Source organism: Luteibacter sp. (assembly GCF_035539195.1).
In the GTDB taxonomy this organism is placed as follows: domain Bacteria; phylum Pseudomonadota; class Gammaproteobacteria; order Xanthomonadales; family Rhodanobacteraceae; genus Luteibacter.
The window spans coordinates 1-17,329 of record NZ_DATLIW010000030.1; the positions used below are offsets into that span (position 1 = coordinate 1).

General features: G+C 66.0%; 16 protein-coding genes. 2 read left to right on the plus strand and 14 right to left on the minus strand.

Going from position 1 to position 17,329, the window contains the following annotated elements:
* Positions 1–232: 232 nt before the first annotated feature.
* Together yjgA and VM621_RS09720 are read right to left on the minus strand one after the other, a co-directional pair.
* Complete coding sequence (gene yjgA / locus VM621_RS09715) at positions 233–784, minus strand: ribosome biogenesis factor YjgA (RefSeq protein ID WP_325468768.1); 552 nt, start codon at positions 782–784, stop codon at positions 233–235.
* On the minus strand, positions 781–1,029 hold the full coding sequence (locus VM621_RS09720) for a DUF1653 domain-containing protein (protein ID WP_046966332.1): 249 nt from the start codon (positions 1,027–1,029) through the stop codon (positions 781–783). The genes yjgA and VM621_RS09720 overlap by 4 nt, the downstream gene beginning before the upstream one ends.
* Positions 1,030–1,148: 119 nt before the next feature.
* On the opposite strand from VM621_RS09720, the gene pmbA reads away from it, so the two are divergent.
* Both pmbA and VM621_RS09730 read left to right on the plus strand, forming a co-directional pair.
* Complete coding sequence (gene pmbA, locus VM621_RS09725; protein WP_325468769.1) at positions 1,149–2,501, plus strand: metalloprotease PmbA; 1,353 nt, start codon at positions 1,149–1,151, stop codon at positions 2,499–2,501.
* A gap of 106 nt (positions 2,502–2,607) precedes the next feature.
* Complete coding sequence (locus VM621_RS09730) at positions 2,608–3,021, plus strand: DUF4870 domain-containing protein (RefSeq protein WP_325468770.1); 414 nt, start codon at positions 2,608–2,610, stop codon at positions 3,019–3,021.
* A 58-nt stretch (positions 3,022–3,079) separates the two neighbouring features.
* On the opposite strand, the gene VM621_RS09735 is transcribed toward VM621_RS09730, so the two are convergent.
* The 12 genes from VM621_RS09735 to VM621_RS09790 all read right to left on the minus strand — a co-directional run bounded on the left by VM621_RS09735 (position 3,080) and on the right by VM621_RS09790 (position 17,324).
* The gene (locus tag VM621_RS09735; protein ID WP_325468771.1) at positions 3,080–5,956 is read right to left on the minus strand and encodes an RHS repeat-associated core domain-containing protein; all 2,877 of its coding nucleotides are present in this window, start codon (positions 5,954–5,956) and stop codon (positions 3,080–3,082) included.
* A 151-nt stretch (positions 5,957–6,107) separates the two neighbouring features.
* Entirely contained in the window at positions 6,108–7,013 is a 906-nt protein-coding gene (gene ispA, locus VM621_RS09740) for a (2E,6E)-farnesyl diphosphate synthase (protein ID WP_414674519.1), read from the minus strand.
* Complete coding sequence (locus tag VM621_RS09745; protein WP_325468772.1) at positions 6,994–7,254, minus strand: exodeoxyribonuclease VII small subunit; 261 nt, start codon at positions 7,252–7,254, stop codon at positions 6,994–6,996. Before VM621_RS09745 ends, ispA begins: the two co-directional genes overlap by 20 nt.
* Positions 7,255–7,286: 32 nt before the next feature.
* Positions 7,287–8,582: a tRNA lysidine(34) synthetase TilS gene (gene tilS / locus VM621_RS09750; protein ID WP_325468773.1), complete on the minus strand. Its 1,296-nt coding sequence runs from the start codon at positions 8,580–8,582 to the stop codon at positions 7,287–7,289.
* Entirely contained in the window at positions 8,579–9,322 is a 744-nt protein-coding gene (locus VM621_RS09755) for an NYN domain-containing protein (protein ID WP_325468774.1), read from the minus strand. The genes tilS and VM621_RS09755 overlap by 4 nt, the downstream gene beginning before the upstream one ends.
* A 62-nt stretch (positions 9,323–9,384) precedes the next feature.
* A complete protein-coding gene (locus VM621_RS09760; RefSeq protein WP_325468775.1) occupies positions 9,385–9,765 on the minus strand; it encodes a VOC family protein in 381 nt (126 codons plus the stop codon).
* A 7-nt stretch (positions 9,766–9,772) separates the two neighbouring features.
* Positions 9,773–10,732, minus strand: a complete 960-nt coding sequence (locus VM621_RS09765) for an acetyl-CoA carboxylase carboxyltransferase subunit alpha (protein WP_325468776.1) — start codon at positions 10,730–10,732, stop codon at positions 9,773–9,775.
* Between the two features lie 120 nt (positions 10,733–10,852).
* A complete protein-coding gene (gene dnaE, locus VM621_RS09770; protein ID WP_325468777.1) occupies positions 10,853–14,398 on the minus strand; it encodes a DNA polymerase III subunit alpha in 3,546 nt (1,181 codons plus the stop codon).
* A gap of 206 nt (positions 14,399–14,604) precedes the next feature.
* Positions 14,605–15,207 carry an NUDIX hydrolase gene (locus VM621_RS09775; protein WP_325468778.1) on the minus strand — a complete coding sequence of 201 codons (603 nt, stop codon included), beginning with the start codon at positions 15,205–15,207 and terminating at the stop codon, positions 14,605–14,607.
* Between the two features lie 76 nt (positions 15,208–15,283).
* Positions 15,284–16,183 (minus strand): 5'-3' exonuclease, encoded by a 900-nt coding sequence (locus VM621_RS09780; RefSeq protein ID WP_325468779.1) that lies wholly within the window; start codon positions 16,181–16,183, stop codon positions 15,284–15,286.
* Complete coding sequence (locus VM621_RS09785; protein WP_325468780.1) at positions 16,171–16,743, minus strand: nitroreductase; 573 nt, start codon at positions 16,741–16,743, stop codon at positions 16,171–16,173. Before VM621_RS09785 ends, VM621_RS09780 begins: the two co-directional genes overlap by 13 nt.
* Positions 16,740–17,324, minus strand: coding sequence for a DUF3106 domain-containing protein (locus VM621_RS09790; RefSeq protein WP_325468781.1), 585 nt, complete (start codon positions 17,322–17,324; stop codon positions 16,740–16,742). The genes VM621_RS09785 and VM621_RS09790 overlap by 4 nt, the downstream gene beginning before the upstream one ends.
* Positions 17,325–17,329 lie beyond the last annotated feature (5 nt).

The window sequence follows — 17,329 nt, forward strand, 5'->3', positions numbered from 1 at the left end:
TTCCGGTACGAAACGCGGAGGACCTGTCTGAGCAGCGAGGGTGGGCACCGAAGGCTCTGCGCCGTAACGTCCGCGCTCGCCGCGGCATCAGCCGCTGAGTGAACCGATGCCTTCGGCGTCCCCGGACTTCCGCGATGAACCTAAAAAAAGCCAGCGCTGTGGAGCGCTGGCTTTTTCTTTGAGGGAAGATCTATCGCCGATGAATCGGCTCCCACATAGTGCGGAGCGGGGGTCAGGCTTCGTCTTCGGACGAGCCGGCCTCGAGTTCCTTGATGATCCGGTAGAGCTCGCGGAACGCATGCAGCGGCTTGCTCGCCTCGCGTTCGGCCTTGGCCTGGCGGACGAGGGAGCGCAGGTGCTGGCGGTCCAGGTGGGGGTATTCGTCGAACAACTCGCCGAGGGCGACGTCGCCGCCTTCCATCAGCTTCTCGCGACGGGCTTCGAGGCGGTGCATGTGTGCGGCCTCCTGGCGCTGGCGGTCGCGATCTTCGCCGAGGGCGGCACGGGCGTCGGTGAAGGCTTCGTCGCCGTGGCGGCGCATCTGCTTGGCGAGGAAGGCCAGCTGGCGCTTGTGGGCGATGTGGGCGGTGACCTTACGGGTGCGGCCGATCTCGTCGACGATGTCTTCCGGCAGCTTCAGCTTGGGAATGCGGCTGGGTGGAAGCTCCACCAGCTGCTTGGCCAGCTTGAGCATGTCCAGGGCATTGCGGCGCAGTTCGCTGCGGCTGGGGCCGAAGTCTTCTTCTTCGTCGTCCTTCTTCGGGCGATCGTCGTAGGGCTTCATGGCTGGGTCTCCGGCGTGGCGAAAAGGTCGGTGGCTTCACCCTCGAAGGCGAAGCGGGGTTGCGTGCGGCCGTCGTGTTCGACGGTTTCGGCGAACATCGCCGCGGGGCGGACCCACAGGCCGTGCTCGCCGTACAGGGCCTGGTAAACCACGAGTTCTTCCATGGTTTCGCTGTGCCGGGCGGTGCCCAGTACGCGGTAGGGCATGCCCTTGAAGTGGCGGTAGAAGCCGACACGGATGCTCATATGTGTTCCATGGCACCATGTGCGGTGCGTTGCTTTTTAATCGGGTGACGCGACCCCATCTGGATGGGATTGGCCGCGTGCGGCCTGCCATTCTAACCGCCAGCCCCCGGGAAGCCCACGTGAGCCTCGTTTCCACCGTCGACAGCAGTCAGCAGGACCTCGATCGCCTCGCCACCCTGGCCGAGGACACCATCCGCCGGGCCCGGGCCGCCGGCGCGACGCAGGCCGAGGTTTCCGCCAGCGTCGATATCGGCCTGAACGTGAACGTGCGCCTGGGCGAGGTCGAAACCGTCGAGCACACCCGTGATCGCGGCTTTGCCCTGACCGTCTACTTCGGCCAGCACAAGGGTTCGGCGAGCACGGCCGACCTCAACCCGGACTCGATCCAGGCCACGATCGACCAGGCCTGCGCCATTGCCCGGTTCACCGAGGACGACCCGGCCTCCGGCCTGGCCGATGCCGATCGCATGGCCACGACCTTTCCAGACCTCGACCTGTGGCATCCGTGGGATATCGATGTCGATCGCGCCATCGTCCTGGGCCAGGAAATCGAGGATGCGGGACGTGCCGTCGCCGGGATCACCCATTCCGACGGTTCGAGCGTGAGCGCGGGGCAGAGCCTGTCGGTCTACGCCAATTCCCATGGCTTCCTGGGGCGCGAGCGCGGTACGCGCCATTCGCTCTCGGTCGCCCTGATCGCCGGGGACGACGACGACGGCATGCAGCGCGACTACTGGTACGACAGCCAGCGCAGCGCCAACGACTTCATGGACCCCGCGGCGATCGGCCGTAAGGCCGCCGAACGCACGCTGGCGCGGCTCAATGCGCGCCGTCTGGGTACGCGCCAGGCGCCGGTGCTGTTCGCGCCGGAGATCTCCCGCTCGCTCATCGGCCACCTGCTCGGCGCGGTAAGCGGCGGCTCGCTCTACCGCCGCTCCACCTTCCTGCTCGACCATGTGGGCAAGCAGATCCTGCCGTCCTGGTTCCGCATCGATGAGAAACCGCTCATTCCGCGCGGCATGGGGTCGTCGGTGTTCGATGCCGAAGGCGTGGCGACGATCGATGCTCCCCTGGTCGTCGACGGCGTACTGGCGCGCTACATCCTCGGTAGCTATTCGGCACGCAAACTTGGCCTGACCTCCACCGGCAACGCGGGCGGGGTCCACAACCTGCTCGTGAAGACCGGTGACGACGACTTCGCCGGCATGCTGCGCAAACTCGGCACCGGCCTGCTGGTTACCGAGGTGATGGGGCAGGGCGTGTCCATCGTCACGGGCGATTATTCGCGGGGCGCGTCGGGTTTCTGGGTAGAGAATGGCGAGATCGCCTACCCGGTCGAAGAGATCACCATCGCCGCCAACCTGCGCGACATGTTCGCCAACCTGGTGGCCGTGGGCAATGACGTCGACCGGCGGTCGCACATCCTCACCGGGTCCTGGCTGATCGAGAACATGATGATCGCGGGCGAGTGAGCTGCCTCATGCCGCCCCTGCGGGGGCGGTATGTGCCGTAAGGACGGCTTGACACGTTCCCTGCGCTCTCCGACAGTGGGGCCGACATCGCCACCGGAGTCGCACCATGAGTACGCCGTCCGACCAGATCCCGCCGTCGCCCCCGCCGAGCCCGCCGCCCAGTCCGCCGCCGTACGAGCCGGTTCCGCCGGTTTCCGGCAACGACGACAAGAACCTCGCGATGCTCACGCATCTTTCGGGATTCCTCTTCAGCATCATCGTTCCGCTGATCGTATGGCTGATCAACAAGGACAGGTCCGACAAGACCTACCTCGTCACCGAGTCGAAGGAAGCGTTGAACTTCCAGATCACCGTTCTCCTGGGATACGTGATCTGCTGGATCCTCACGGTCATCCTGATCGGCGCCTTCCTGCACGTCGTGCTGTGGATCCTCAACATCGTCTTCTGCATCCTCGCCGCCGTGAGGGTCAGTCAGACGGGCAGCTACCGCTATCCCTTCGCGCTGCGGCTGGTCAGCTGAGTCATTGCGAATGGTTTCGACGAAAAGCCCGCGAACGCGGGCTTTTCGTTCATGGCCATCATCGCCAGGAATGGTTGGAGCCTACCGTGTTGTACCTGGATAGCGGCATTTTCTGATTCATCCGCTCCTCGAACGCAGCCAGGTCGAAGCCACGTGGAGGGCCATGGGCGATCACCGATCGTACGATCGACAGGTGCTCTCCTATCTCTGCGTCTTCGCGCGCGATGGTGTCCGTGAAGACACGGGTTCCCACGATGCCGGACAGGATCTGCACGCGATCCGCTTTTCGGTGCGCCGCGAGATACTCACCCACTTCCATGCTGCCTCCCTGGGAGTAGGCTCCCGAATCCCGGGCCTCGTCATACTTCTTCACCATGTCCTGCTCGAGACGCTCAAGCGTTCTATTGGAGGCGTGTGCGGCGAAGAAACTGTTGTTAAGTTGAATGCTTTCGGGAGAACCGGGCTGTTCCCATGGGACCCCGACAGGCTGCATCGTCAGCACTTCATCGGGCGCTGCTTCGAACACGCCCGAACTGAACGGGGCCTGCGAGTCATCCGATGCGTGGGAATTGGCCAGCACGTCGTCGACGTCGAGATAGAACCCCCCTTTCTTGCGGATCAGCGGAATCCGCAGGGTATCGGCGGCGAAAGCGAGATTTTCCGGTTTCATCCGGAAGTCGTCATAAAGATTGAATAGCCAGGTTCCGGAGAATTCGGGGGCGCTGCCGTCTTCCAGGCTTAACCAGTTGATCTCATGCACCCTCAGTTCCTTGACGGTTTCCGCATAGGCATCCGGGTTATTCACGTCCATATGCAACACAAACCGGTAGTCGGACGCGGTCTCGACATTGCGGTTGATGGTGTCTACGTGCGTTTTCAGCAGGTCGGGTCGGTCGCCGATCCAGATCTGGTGAATGCTCTTGTCGATAGGTGTTCGTTGCCGACCATCGGTGTCGCTATAGCTCGCCGGATTGTTCGCCACCATCCTGTAGAGGTTGATGCCGTCGACGTTGCCGGCGGGATCGGGACTGGCCCAGCGGCAGAGCCAGGGGACGTAGTAGCGAAAGCCGTAGTCATAGAGGCCTGTCGCATCGCGTTCCTTACCCGAATAGCGAACCGTCTTGTACGAGGCCTCGATCGCACTGCGCGCGGCCCACCACGCCGTCCCCCCGTAAGGGTAATAGCCCTCGTGGCTGATGACCGCGCCAAGCTCGTCCAGTTCGAGCGAGCTGCCGCCCAGACGATCGTCGAGGCTGTAGCGCCATTGCGCTGGGGGCAGGGCCGCCCGGGTGGTCACCCAGCGCAGGTGTCTTACCCGGTTGCGACCCGCCTGCACGTCTATCACGTGCACCACCTCACCGGTTGCCGTGTCGCTGCGGATCTCCAGGCCGGGCAGGTACCTCACTTCCGATACGTGCCGTGTCGCCCTGGCCTGTGTAACGCGCCGTTTTCGCCGACGCTGGCCTGCGCCGTCGTAGACATACACTTCGTCGTCGTTCGCACCGGCGCCGCGCAAGACCTGCGTGACCTTCTGCAACTGGTTACGTGCATTCCATTGCACGGCCTGTGTTCCCTCCAGCCGGAGCAGGTTGCCGTTGGCGTCGAACGCCATGTCGAAGTCCGGTGGCTGGTTCGGATCCGTGTCCGGCAGGCAGCGATTGCTGCGCGGCTCGGCCGTCATCGTCCGCGTGTACTGCGTCGGGCCGCCTGACGCGTGCCTCAACGTCAGCAGGTTGTCACCGGCATCGTAGGTATAGGTTTGCGTGTAGTTGCGCAGGCGGCTCGCGTCGACGGTCCCACCCGGGCCGCCGAGCTCGGGCAGGCCTGGCCGAACGGTCGCCAGTACACTTTCCCGGCCGCCGGCCTCGACCAGCCGATACAGCGTGTCGTAGCGATACGCGCATACCGGTTCGACCTGTGCGCCCGAGAACCAGTCGGTGGGTTGCGCCAGATCCTCGACACGCAACACGTGGCCCATGGGGTCGTACGTGTAGATCAGATCCTGCAGGGTCGCTCCCGTGCGCCGCACCTCGAGCGCCTGCAGGCGGTCGTCGACGATCGAGTAGATGGCGGTGGTGACCACGCCATTGCCGGCCGTCCCGGAGATCATCCGACCGGCGGCGTTGTAGGCAGGATGATGAAACACCTCCACGGAAGCGGCCTGGACGGGCGTGAAGCCCGCTTGCAGCAGCTGTCCCGCCACGTCGTAGCGTGTGGTCCGTTCGTTCCCCATGGCGTCGAGCTGGCTGAGCGACGCCGCCAGCGCGTCACGTATCCACTGGGTCGTATAGGCCACGGGCGACCCGTCGACGTCGTGCTCCAGCAAGGCGTCCCGCGCGGCTTCGGCGACCGGCCAGTCGGGCACGACCGGATTCGCGAGAAAGCGCTGCGTCTGCACCCTGGGCTCGCCCAGCGGGTCATACGCGGCGACAGCGAGGCTGCCAGCCGGATCGTCGTAACGGACCATCCGTCCGCAACGGTTGGTTGCCGCTTCGGTGGCGTTGCCGTAGTGCAGGCGCTCCGTGCAGCAGGCGAGGCCGCCGTCCCACTGCTCATGCACGCTCACCAGTCGCAGCTGGGCGTCGTAATCGCTCCACCGATGGGTGCCCCGGCCATCCCATCCCTCCCGTGCCTGTCCGGACCCGTCGAACAGGCCCATCCGCCAACCGGCGTCCACGCTTACGCTGCGCAGCAGTCGGCTCGAGAGGCTATGCATCGCGCGCTGGTTAGGTTCGCCAGCCTCGCCGCCGTCGGCCCATAGGCGCGCATCCCATTGCCCGGTTGCATGGCCCGTGGCGTCATACGTCTGCCTGCGGATGCGCGCGATGGGCTCGTCGGCGACCTGCAGACGGTCGTACGCCACCGAGCGCACCGGCAGGCCGCGCGCGTCGACGGCGGAGAGTTGTGGCGTGTGACGATGGAGGCTGGCGCTCATCGCGAAGTCCGTCAGGCGCCGTAGCGGCGTTCTTGCTCGACGAATCGACACTTATCTCGTGCTGGGAACCTTCGCAAGCCGAAGCGATGGCGAAAAACCGGCTGCTTCCGGCCAAGTCGTTGAGCGACTGGTAATTCCAGCCGTGGGTCGATCAGTGGCGACGCTGCGCCGAATAGCGCGCCAGATCGGCCAGCCACTCGCCGCGCTCGCCGAGCGGCGCGATGGCTTCAAGGGCGTCGCGGACGAGGGTGTCGAGGCGCTCGCGCGAGGCGGCCAGGCCGATGATGGACGGGAAGGTGGGCTTGTCGGCGGCGGCGTCCTTGCCGGCGGTCTTGCCGATCACCGCGGACTCGCCTTCCACGTCGAGGATATCGTCGCGCACCTGGAATGCCAGACCCACGGCATGGCCGTAGCGGTCCAGGCGGTCGAGGAGCGCCGCATCGGTGCAGCCGGCCGCCAGGGCGCCAAGCCGTACCGAGGCGCGGATCAGCGCGCCGGTCTTATAGGCGTGCATCCGCTCGAGGTCGGCGAGCGACAGTTTTCGACCCACGGCGGAGAGATCGAAGGCCTGGCCGCCGGCCATGCCTTCGGCGCCGCAGGCCGCGCCCAGGGCGCGCAGCATGGCGATACGCGCCGTCGAGTCGTCGCTGTCGCCGTAGGGCGTGGACAGGATCTCGAAGGCGAGGGCCTGGAGGGCATCGCCGGCGAGAATCGCCATGGCTTCGCCGTAAACGATGTGGCAGGTAGGCTGGCCGCGGCGCAGCGCGTCGTCGTCCATCGCCGGCAGGTCGTCGTGCACCAGCGAGTACGCATGGATGATCTCCACCGCGCAGGCGGGTGCGTCGAGGATACCGTCGTCCCGGCCGAGGGCATGCCCGGCCGCGTAGACGAGCAGCGGACGCAGGCGTTTGCCCCCGCCGAGCACGGCGTAGCGCATGGCGCCGTGCAGTTCGACGGGGGGAAGGTCGCCGCTGGGCAACGCGCGCGCGAGCGCTTCGTCAGCCCGGCCGACCAGCGCCTTCAGCGGCGCCGGCAGATCAGTCGATGTGGGAGTCAAAGGGTTCGGCGGTCTCGGGGGCTTCGGGGTCGAGCAGCAGGCGCACCCGCAGCTCCGCCTGTTCCAGCGCCGTCTGGCAGTGCCGGTAAAGGCCGATGCCACGCTCGAACGACTTGAGCGATTCGTCGAGGCTCAACTCGCCGCCTTCCATGCGCGTGACCAGTTGCTCGAGCTCGTCGAGCGAGTGCTCGAATTCGGCGATGGTCGATGCGGGCACAACGGGGGCGGGGGACTTCGGCATGCCGGCAAAATTAGCTCACATGGCCTTTTTGATCAATCGGAAACGCCGTGCTGCCAGACCGGATAAGCACCTGCCTCATCGAAAATGGCCTTGCCGCGATCGCTCATCCAGCGCCCGGCCACGGCGACCAGGTTGCCGCTTTCGCAAAGCAGGGGCATCCGCGGTCGCCGCCAGGGCGGAATCGCGCCTTCCTGGAACAGATCGCGCAGTTCCTTGGTGATGTGGTTGCCGGCGGTGCGAATGCGATCGCCGGCGCGCCGGTAGCGCACGGTCAGCGCCTCCGGCAGCCGAACGCCGCCCAGGGTAAGCATCCCGCCGCCGGGTAGCGCCAGCGGTTCGCCCTGCCAGGCGACCGACCATGCCTCGTCGAATGGCTGGCAGCGCGGCATGGCCCAGAGGCGCCCTTTCCAGACACGGACCTCGGTGTCCTGCCAACCGACCAGGGGCAGGCGTTCCGCCGAGGCTTCGCGAATCTGTCGTTCGAGCACGTCGCGCTGCGCGGTGGTGGGCGCGCTCAGGCCAGCCGTGTGCAACCAGTGGTCGAGGAGGGGGGCGCGCCATGCCGGCCGCAGGTCGAGCCAGCCGCGGGCGTCGAGGGTGTCTTCCTCGCGGCGCAGACGTGCCAGGGCGTCGATCCAGCCCTCGCGCAGGCCGTCGGCGGCCTCCCTGCACAGGCGCGCGCTATGGGCGATGCTGACGCCTGCCTGTGGCCACTGTGCCATCAGCGCAGGAATGACCGTCGCGCGCAGGTAAGCGCGTGCGATGCGCGGGTCGTCGTTGGAGGGATCGTGCAGGGTGGACAGGCCGTTTTGCGCAATGTGGTCGAGCAGCGCGCTGCGCGGAAGATCCAGCAGCGGGCGCCACAGCATGCCTGCGCCCAACGGGCGCACCGCCCGCATGCCGGCCAGTCCTTCCGGCCCTGCGCCACGCAGGAGCTTGAGCAGGACGGTTTCCATCTGGTCGTCGCGATGATGCGCAAGGACGACATGTTCACCGGGCTTCAGGGCGGACGCGAAGGCTGCGCGTCTCGCTCGCCTTGCCGCGGCCTCGATGCCTTCGCCGCGCGTGAGGTCCACGGTGACCCGTACGACGTCGATCGGCACGCCGAGCGAATCGGCGAGGCGCCGGCAATGCACCGCCCAGGTGGCACTGTCGGCGTGCAGCCCGTGGTCGACATGGAGCGCGCGCAGCGGTGGTCTCGGCATGTGTCCGGCCAGCGCATGCAACAGCGCGGTGGAATCGGGTCCGCCACTGAAGGCGACCAGCAGCGGCACGCCCGGCACGTCATCGAGTGCGCGGGCCAGGTGATCGGTCAGCGAGGCGCTCATTTGCCTTTGGCGCGAAGGCGCACGAAGAGATGGCGGGCATTGCCCAATTGGCGCTCTTCGACCTCGAACAGCCCCATGCCGTTGATCAAGCCGCTCAGCTTCGAATAGCCGTAGTTGCGCGAGTCGAACTCGGGCGAGCGCTTGTTGATGATGCTTCCGATGGCACCGAGGCTGGCCCAGCCGTTCTCGTCGGAGCCGGCGTCGATGGCGTTGCGGATCAGGTTCACCAGCTTGGTGTCGCCACGCAACTCATTCGCCGAGCGTTGCACGGGCGGCTCGGAGGCTTCGTTCTCCACGGTGCCGACGAGCACTTCGGTGTAAATGAACTTGTCGCAGGCGGAGACGAACGGTTTGGGCGTTTTCTGCTCGCCAAACCCGTAAACCATGAGGCCGGCTTCGCGGATGCGCGAGGCGAGCCGGGTGAAATCGCTGTCGCTGGAAACGATGCAGAAGCCGTCGAAACGATTGGAATAGAGCAGGTCCATCGCGTCGATGATCATCGCCGAATCGGTGGCATTCTTGCCCGACGTATAGGCGAACTGCTGGATCGGCTGAATCGAATGATCGAGCAGGGCGGTCTTCCATCCATTGAGGTGGGGTCCGGTCCAGTCGCCGTAAATGCGTTTCACGTGCGCGGTGCCGTATTTCGCCACTTCGGCGAGCAGGCCGTCGACGATCGCGGGCCGTGCATTGTCCGCGTCGATGAGGACGGCGAGTTTATCGGTGACGTCGTTGGCCATGAGACGGTCCGCGGTCGGTGCGTGGAAGACCGATGGTAGCCCGATCGATGTGACGAGCGCCGTCAGCCGGCGAAGTTCAGCTCGATCGCGATGCCGGCGGGATCTCGGAAGAACACCTGGGCCTCGCCGGAGGAGGGCACCCGGTCGATCTGGTATGCCACCGAGGCGGCGTCGAGCCGGGCAAGCATGGCATCGAGACCCGTCGCAGCGAAGGCGAAGTGATCGAGCCAGCCGGTACGGGCCGGTGCGTCGCCCGACATGGCGGGGTCGATCGTGAGATGTATCAGGTCGCGGTCGCCGGCGTACAGCCAGTAACCACGAGAGCGAAATGCTGGCCGCGCGCCCTCGCTGAGGCCGAGGACGTCGACGTGAAACCGGCGCACGCGCTCGATCATGGCCTCGGAGGCGCGAATGTTCACATGCGCGAGGCCGTGGATCGTCATCGCCGGCTCAGCCTTCGGTAAAGGCGCCGTAGCCACGCAGACGCTGGTAGCGTTTTTCCAGCAGCTGGTCGACGCCGAGCTTTTCCAGTTCGTCGAGCTCGTTGAGAAGCACGGCCTTGAGGCGGATGGCCATGGACTGGGCGTTGCGATGGGCACCGCCCAGCGGCTCACGCACGATCTTGTCGATCAGCCCGTTCTCGAGCAGTCGCGGTGCCGTGAGGCCCATGACATCGGCGGCGTCCTTGGCCTTGTCGGCGCTCTTCCACAGGATGGAGGCGCAGCCTTCCGGTGTGATGACCGAATACGTCGAGTACTGCAGCATCAGCGTGCGGTCGCCCACGCCGATGGCCAACGCGCCGCCGGAACCGCCTTCGCCGGTGACCGTGCAGATGATCGGCACGCGCAGCTCGGCCATCTCGAGCAGGTTGCGCGCGATCGCTTCGGACTGACCGCGTTCTTCGGCGTTGATGCCCGGCCAGGCACCGGCGGTGTCGATGAAGGTGAACACCGGGATATTGAAACGCTCGGCCATCTTGAACAGGCGCAGCGCCTTGCGATAGCCCTCCGGACGAGGCATGCCGAAGTTGCGCTTCACCTTGGCCTTGGTGTCGCGGCCCTTCTGGTGGCCGACGATCATCACCGAACGGCCGTTGACGCGCGCCAGGCCACCGACGATGGCCTGGTCGTCCGCGAACATGCGGTCGCCCTTGAGCTCGTGGAATTCCTCGCACATGGCCTGGATGTAATCCAGCGTGTACGGACGCGCCGGATGACGCGACACCTGGCTGACCTGCCAGGGCGTCAGGTTACGAAAGATCTCGGCGGTCTTGATTTTCAGCTTTTCGCGAAGCCGGCCGACTTCCTCATCGATGTTGAACGCCTGGCCGCTGCTGGCATGGCGAAGCTCTTCGATCTTTGCCTCCAGTTCGGCGATGGGTTGTTCGAAATCGAGGAAATTGGGATTCATGGGCAACGGTGGTTCGGGAAGACCCGACAGTATAGCGGGTGGGGCGGGGCGCCAGTGTGCGCCGGGGTACGGTTTGCCGGCAGGGACCTAAGTGCTTGAAACCGAAGCCTTGGCGGCGCTTCAGTCCGCCGGGCGCACCAGGCGGAGCTCGGTGCCAAGAACGCCTGGCAGGCTGCGCAGGGTGCGTATGAGATCGGGCGAGGCGCGCACGCGCCACTCGTCGCCGAGCTCGAAGCTGGCCTGGCCGACGGTGTTGCGGTAACCGGACAGCAGCAACGGCGTGCGGCCTCCGCGGTAGCCCATCAGCGCCTGGCGCAGGTGCTGCGGGAAATCAGGGCCGATCCCGTTGAGCCGTAGCGTCAACAGGCGACCGAAGTGTTCCATGGCATCGGACAACGCATAGGCCTTGCGCGCGCGCAGCTGGTAGCCGCCGGCGAAATCGTCGATGCGCAGTCCGCCCTCGACCACGATGAGGCTGCCGCGCGTCAGCAGGGGGGCGGCTTCGGTGAACACCTCGCGGAAGAAGCTGGTTTCCAGCAGTCCCGTGGCGTCTTCGATCTGCACGAACGCATCGCTGTCGCCGCGCTTGCGCATCCCGACCACCATGCCCGCGACCGTCCACGGCGTTTCCGGTCCACGACGGAACCGGCTGGCGTTTTCGTCGTCGTCGTTGCGCCGCGGTTTGGGTGGCTGGTAGCGCTGGGGGATTTCGCCGATGGGACAACTGGAGAGCTGCGCGAGTTCGCCCTTCCACGGGTCGGTGGGATGACCCGACAGGTAATGGCCAAGCGTGTCGTGCTCGCCCTGCAGGAGTTGCTCGAGCGGCCACTCGGGCACGCTGCCCGACAGTTCGATGATGCTCGGCGTTTCCGCGGCGCCGAAGGCGTTGCCGAAAATATCGACCTGGCCGGACGCGCGGTTCTTCGCTTCCTGATCGGCGGCGCGCATCGCTTCGGGCAGGTGCATGATGAGCGTGGCGCGGTTTTCGCCTAGCGCGTCGAGCGCGCCGGACTGCACCAGCGCTTCCATCGTGCGCTTGTTGAGCTTGTTCGAGCCGACGCGCTGGCAGAAGTCGACGAGGCCACGATACGGCCCCCTCGCCTTGCGCTCGGCGACGATCTCTTCGCAGATGCCCTGGCCGACGCCCTTGATCGCGCCCAGGCCATAACGGACGACCTTCGGTTCCACCGCCTCGAACATCCAGTCCGAGGCATTGACGTCCGGCGGCAGCACCTTGATGCCGATGGCACGCGTTTCCTCGAGAAAGGTGACGGCTTTCTCGGTGTTGTCCATGTCCGACGAGATCGTCGCGGCCATGAACTCGGCGGGGTAGTGCGCCTTCAGCCAGGCGGTCTGGTAGGAGACCAGCGCGTAGGCCGCGGCATGCGACTTGTTGAAACCATAGCCGGCGAACTTCTCCATCAGGTCGAAGATCGCGTCGGCCTTGATCGAATCGATGCCGTCCTTCGCCGCGCCTTCGCGGAAGGTGGCGCGATGCTTGACCATCTCCTCGGCTTTTTTCTTACCCATCGCGCGGCGAAGCAGGTCGGCGCCGCCGAGCGTGTAACCGCCGACGATCTGCGCCATCTGCATCACCTGCTCCTGGTAGACCATGATGCCGTAGGTCTCTTTCAGGATGGGCTCGACGCGCGGATCCGGATACTCCACGGCCTCGCGACCATGCTTGCGCGCGCAGAAGCTGGGAATCAGGTCCATCGGGCCGGGGCGATACAGGGCCACCAGGGCGATGATGTCCTCGAATCGGTCGGCCTGGGCGTCCTTGAGCATGCCCTGCATGCCGCGCGACTCGAGCTGGAAGACGGCGACGGTCTGCGCCTTCTTCAGCAGGTCGTAGACCTTGGGATCGTCCAGCGGCAACGCTTCGATCACCAGCGGCTCGACGCCTTCCTTCGCGCGGCGCCGGTTGATCGCCTTCACCGCCCAGTCGATGATCGTCAGCGTGCGCAGGCCGAGGAAGTCGAACTTCACCAGGCCTACCGCTTCGACGTCGTCCTTGTCGTACTGGGTGACGACACCTTCACCGCTCGCTTCGCAGTAAAGCGGGGCGAAGTCGGTCAGCGGGGTCGGTGCGATCACCACGCCACCGGCGTGCTTGCCGGCGTTGCGGGTGAGGCCTTCGAGGCTGAGCGCGAGGTCGATCAGCTGGCGCGGCTCTTCCTCCTGCTCGTAGACGTCGCAGAATTCCTTGACGATGCGGTCCGGTTCTTTTTTCGACTTCTCGGTGCGGCCGAGGGCGTCGCCCAGCGTGAGGTCGAGCGGCCGGTTGGGAATGAGCTTGGCGAGGCGATCCACTTGTCCGTAGCCCATGCCGAGCACGCGACCGGAGTCGCGCAGCACGGCCTTGGCGGCCATGGATCCGTAGGTGATGATCTGGCTGACGTGGTCGCGGCCATACTTGCGTGCGACGTAGTCGATCACCTCATCGCGGCGATCCATGCAGAAGTCGATGTCGAAGTCGGGCATCGACACGCGTTCGGGATTGAGGAAGCGCTCGAACAGCAGCTCGAACTGGAGCGGATCCAGGTCGGTGATCTTGAGCACCCAGGCCACCAGCGAACCGGCGCCCGAACCACGGCCCGGTCCGACCGGAATGCCGTTGTCCTTACCCCAGCCGATGAAGTCGGCCACGATGAGGAAGTAGCCGGGAAAGCCCATGCCGATGATGACGTCGACTTCGCGATCGAGACGGGCCTGGTAGTCCTCCCGCGTCTTGCCGGGCGCCAGCGGATGCACGGCGAGGCGTTCTTCCAGGCCGGCCTGGGCCTGCGCACGGATGAAGGTATCGAGCGTATGGCCTTCGGGGACCGGGAAGTTCGGCAGGAAGTACTCGCCGAAGGTCAGTTCCAGGTTGCAGCGCTTGGCCAGTTCGACCGTGTTCTCGAGGGCTTCGGGAATGTCGGCGAACAACGCCTCCATGTCTTCGGCGCTCTTGAAATACTGCTCTTCGCTGTAGTCGTGCGGGCGCTTGGGGTCGGCAAGGACGCGGCCCTGGTTGATACAGGTGCGTGCCTCGTGGGCTTCGAAGCCTTCGCGCTCGAGGAAGCGGACGTCGTTGCTGGCGATCACCGGCAGCTCGTAGTCGCCGGCGAGCGCCATCGCGGCGCGCACCCAGTCTTCCTCGTGCTGGCGACCCGTACGGGTCAGCTCCAGGTACAGGCGATCGGGGAACAGCCGACGCAGCGATTCCAGCCGGGCACCGGCGGCAGGCAACCCGGCGCCGAGCGCCACGCGCGCCAACTCGCTTTCGCGGCCGGCGATGGCGATGAGGCCGCGCACGCTCTCGGGATGCATCCAGGCGGCGTCGACAAGCGCGCGGCCGGTGCCCTGGCCTTCACGCCAGGCGCGCGAGACCAAACGCGAGAGGTTGAGGTAACCGTCGCGGTCCTGGCACAGCAGGGTCAGCCGCCAGGGACGCGGATCGTCAGGGCTGGACACCCAGATGTCGCAGCCGGCAATGGGCTTGATGCCCGCAGCCGTGCACTGCTTGTAGAACTTGACCAGCGCGAAGAGGTTGTTCTCATCCGTCAGTGCGACGGCGGGCACGCCGGTGCGCACGCAGGCCGCGACCAGCTGCTTGATGCGGATGGTCGAGTCGACCAGCGAATACTCGCTGTGCAGGTGGAGATGGGCAAAGCGGACAGACATGGGCGGCGCCGGGTGAAGCAGAGGGAAGGCTAACCGGGGAGTGACTTAGCGACAAGAATTGACTTTGTCGTTACCCGCCCCAGACGCGGCCGAGCACCCTGTGTGGGAGCCGATTCATCGGCGACAGGGTGCTTGGCGTAGGCTGGCCCGCTGCCGCGGGATCGCCGATGAATCGGCTCCCACACGGGGCACCAGGGGCGCGGCTGTCAGGTAAGGCTGCGGTTATCCCGGATATGTGCCTCGGGGTGGTCGATGAACCAGAGGCCCGCAAAAAGCTTGGCATCGATCGAAAACCCTTCGGCGGCGCGGTCGAACAGCCATTTGCCGGCTTCGGCGCGCGGCACTTCGTGCACGATGATGTTCTCGGTCTCGTCGCCCCCGCCCTTGCCGACGCGGACCAGGTCCCAGGCACGGGCGAAGGCGATCATCTCGGTGCTCATGCCGGCCGAGGACGGGCCTTCGTGGACGAATTCGATCCTGCCGCAGGCGTAGCCGGTTTCTTCCTCGAGTTCGCGACGCGCGGCGATCAGCACGTCCTCATCCTCGGCGTCGGCGAGATCGCCCACCAGGCCGGCGGGCATCTCGATGGTGTTGGCGAGGATCGACACGCGGTACTGCTCGACGAAGACGACTTTGTCGTCGGGCGTCACGGCGAGAATGATCACGGCGCCGCCGGGATTGTTGCGCTCGGCATATTCCCATCGGCCGCGGCGCTTCAGGGTCAGCCACTTCGCCTTGTGCAGCACCTCTTCCGGCGCGCTGGCGTCGTCGGGGATCGGCGAGGCGTGGGGCAACGGACTGGTCTGCATGGGCGGGCTCCTGGATGGTGGATACGCAGTATCCGGCCAAGGGTAGCGCGGCCGTGTGACGTTGGGTGGGATACCTTCAGATCAGCGCGCGCAGCCGGGACCGGGTCAGCGGACCGAAACGCAGGCGCTCGCAGAGTTCGTCCACAGTGGCGGCTTCACCCTGGCGACGGCGCAGCGCGTCGGCGGTCTCGGCCACGGCGATATCCAGGGCGATGCGGGTCAGGCGGCGACACATCAGTGCCTGCTCGGCGTGCTCGCGCAGGCGCACCGCGCAGGCCGCCGCACCACGGAAACGCAGGTAAGGGACCTCGTCGATCCGGTCCAGCACCGCGTCGAGGCTGCCAAAGTGAGCGAGCAGGGCGGCCGCGGTTTTCGCGCCGATGCCGGGGACGCCGGGGATGTTGTCGACCGCGTCGCCGCAAAGGGCCAGGTAGTCGGCAACCTGGTGAGGATGGACGCCGAGCCGGTCGAACACACCGCTGGGTCCCCAGCGCAGATTCTTGGCGAAGTCCCATTGTTCGTCGTGCTCGCCGAGCAGTTGGCCGAAGTCCTTGTCGGCGGAGACGATGACACCGCGGAATCCGTGCGAACGCAGGCCCCATAGCGCGCTGCCGATGAGGTCGTCGGCTTCGTACTGATGGTCGTTCAGGACGCTGAGGCCCAGTGCCGCGGCGATCTCACGACACAGCGAAAACTGGCGAACGAGCTGCGGCGGCGGTAGCTCGCGGTTGGCCTTGTAGGCCGGATAGATCGCGTTGCGAAACGAGGTGGTGAGCGAGGCGTCGAAGGCGACGGCGACGTGCTCCGCGCGGCTGCGCTCGAGCAGTTCGCACAGGAAACGCGTGAAGCCGTGGACGGCGTTGACCGACTCGCCGTCCTGGTCGTGGAACTCGTCAGGCATGGAATGCCAGGCGCGGAATACGTAGAGGCTGCCGTCCACGAGGTGGACGAGGGAATCCCCGCTCACGGCGTCCATACGCTCACGATATCGTCGTAGGCCGGTCGCTCACGCTCGGGCGCGTCCATCGAGGGCGTGCCGATGTGGAGGAAACCGATGACATGTTCGTTCGTCGTCATGCCCAGCAGATGGGCCACGTTGCGATCGTAGGCGGCCCAGCCGGTGAGCCATTGTGCGCCGAAGCCAAGCGCCTGCGCACCGAGCAGCACGTTGTAGGCCACGCATCCCGCCGTGAGGTTCTGCTCGAGTTCGGGCACCGCACTCGTTTCGTCGATCTTCGCCGACACGACAAGCACCAGGGGCGCGTGGTCGTAGCGTTTCAGTTCTTTTTCGCGCTTGGCATCGGAGAGGTCGGGATTGGCTTCGACGGCGAGCTTCGCCAGCCGCGCACCGAAGTGACGCTTGGCGTCGCCGCGCAATACACGAATACGAAACGGCGCCAGCTTGCCGTGATCGGGCACTCGGACAGCCGCTTCCAGCAGGCGCTTGAGGGTGGTGTCGTCCGGGGCCGGTTCGCCGAGCTGGCGCGAGGGCACGGAGCGGCGGCGATCGAGGAGTTCCAGGGTGGTCTGCGTCATCCGCCCAGTTTAGCGGAACCATCCGGAGGCGGTCCGCGCTCGCCCCGGGGTGGGGGCGGCAGCGCATCGTTCGGCCCCATGTTATCGATGGCCTGACGGCGCTGTTCCGGCGTTTGATCACGCCACTTTTCCATCAGCGCCTGCTTCTGCGCGGGCGGCAGGCTGCGAAAGCGCTCGAAGGCGGCGTGCAGTTTGGCGCGCTGTTCGGGGCTGAGGTCCTTGAACTTCTGCTGGTTCTTGCGCGCTTCGGCGCGCTCTTCCGGCGTCATGTGCTGCCAGCGGTCGATGCGCTCGCGGATCTGGGCGCGCCGCTCGGGAGGGAGCCCTTTCCAGCGCTGCGCCATCTCGAGCATGTGGGACTGCTTCCTGGGCGTGAAGCTGTCCCAGTCATGCGCCACCGGGGAAAGGATGTCCTTCTCGTCGGGGGTCAGCTGACTCCAGGGGCGCGGCGGCACGGACGGGTGTTCACTGTCCGGCCAATCGGATCCGCCGACCGGCGGCGGTGGCCGATCCTGCGCCACGGCGGCGCCAGGCGCGGCCAACGCAAGCAAGAGGGCGATGACAAGGGAAAAGCGGCGCATGGCGA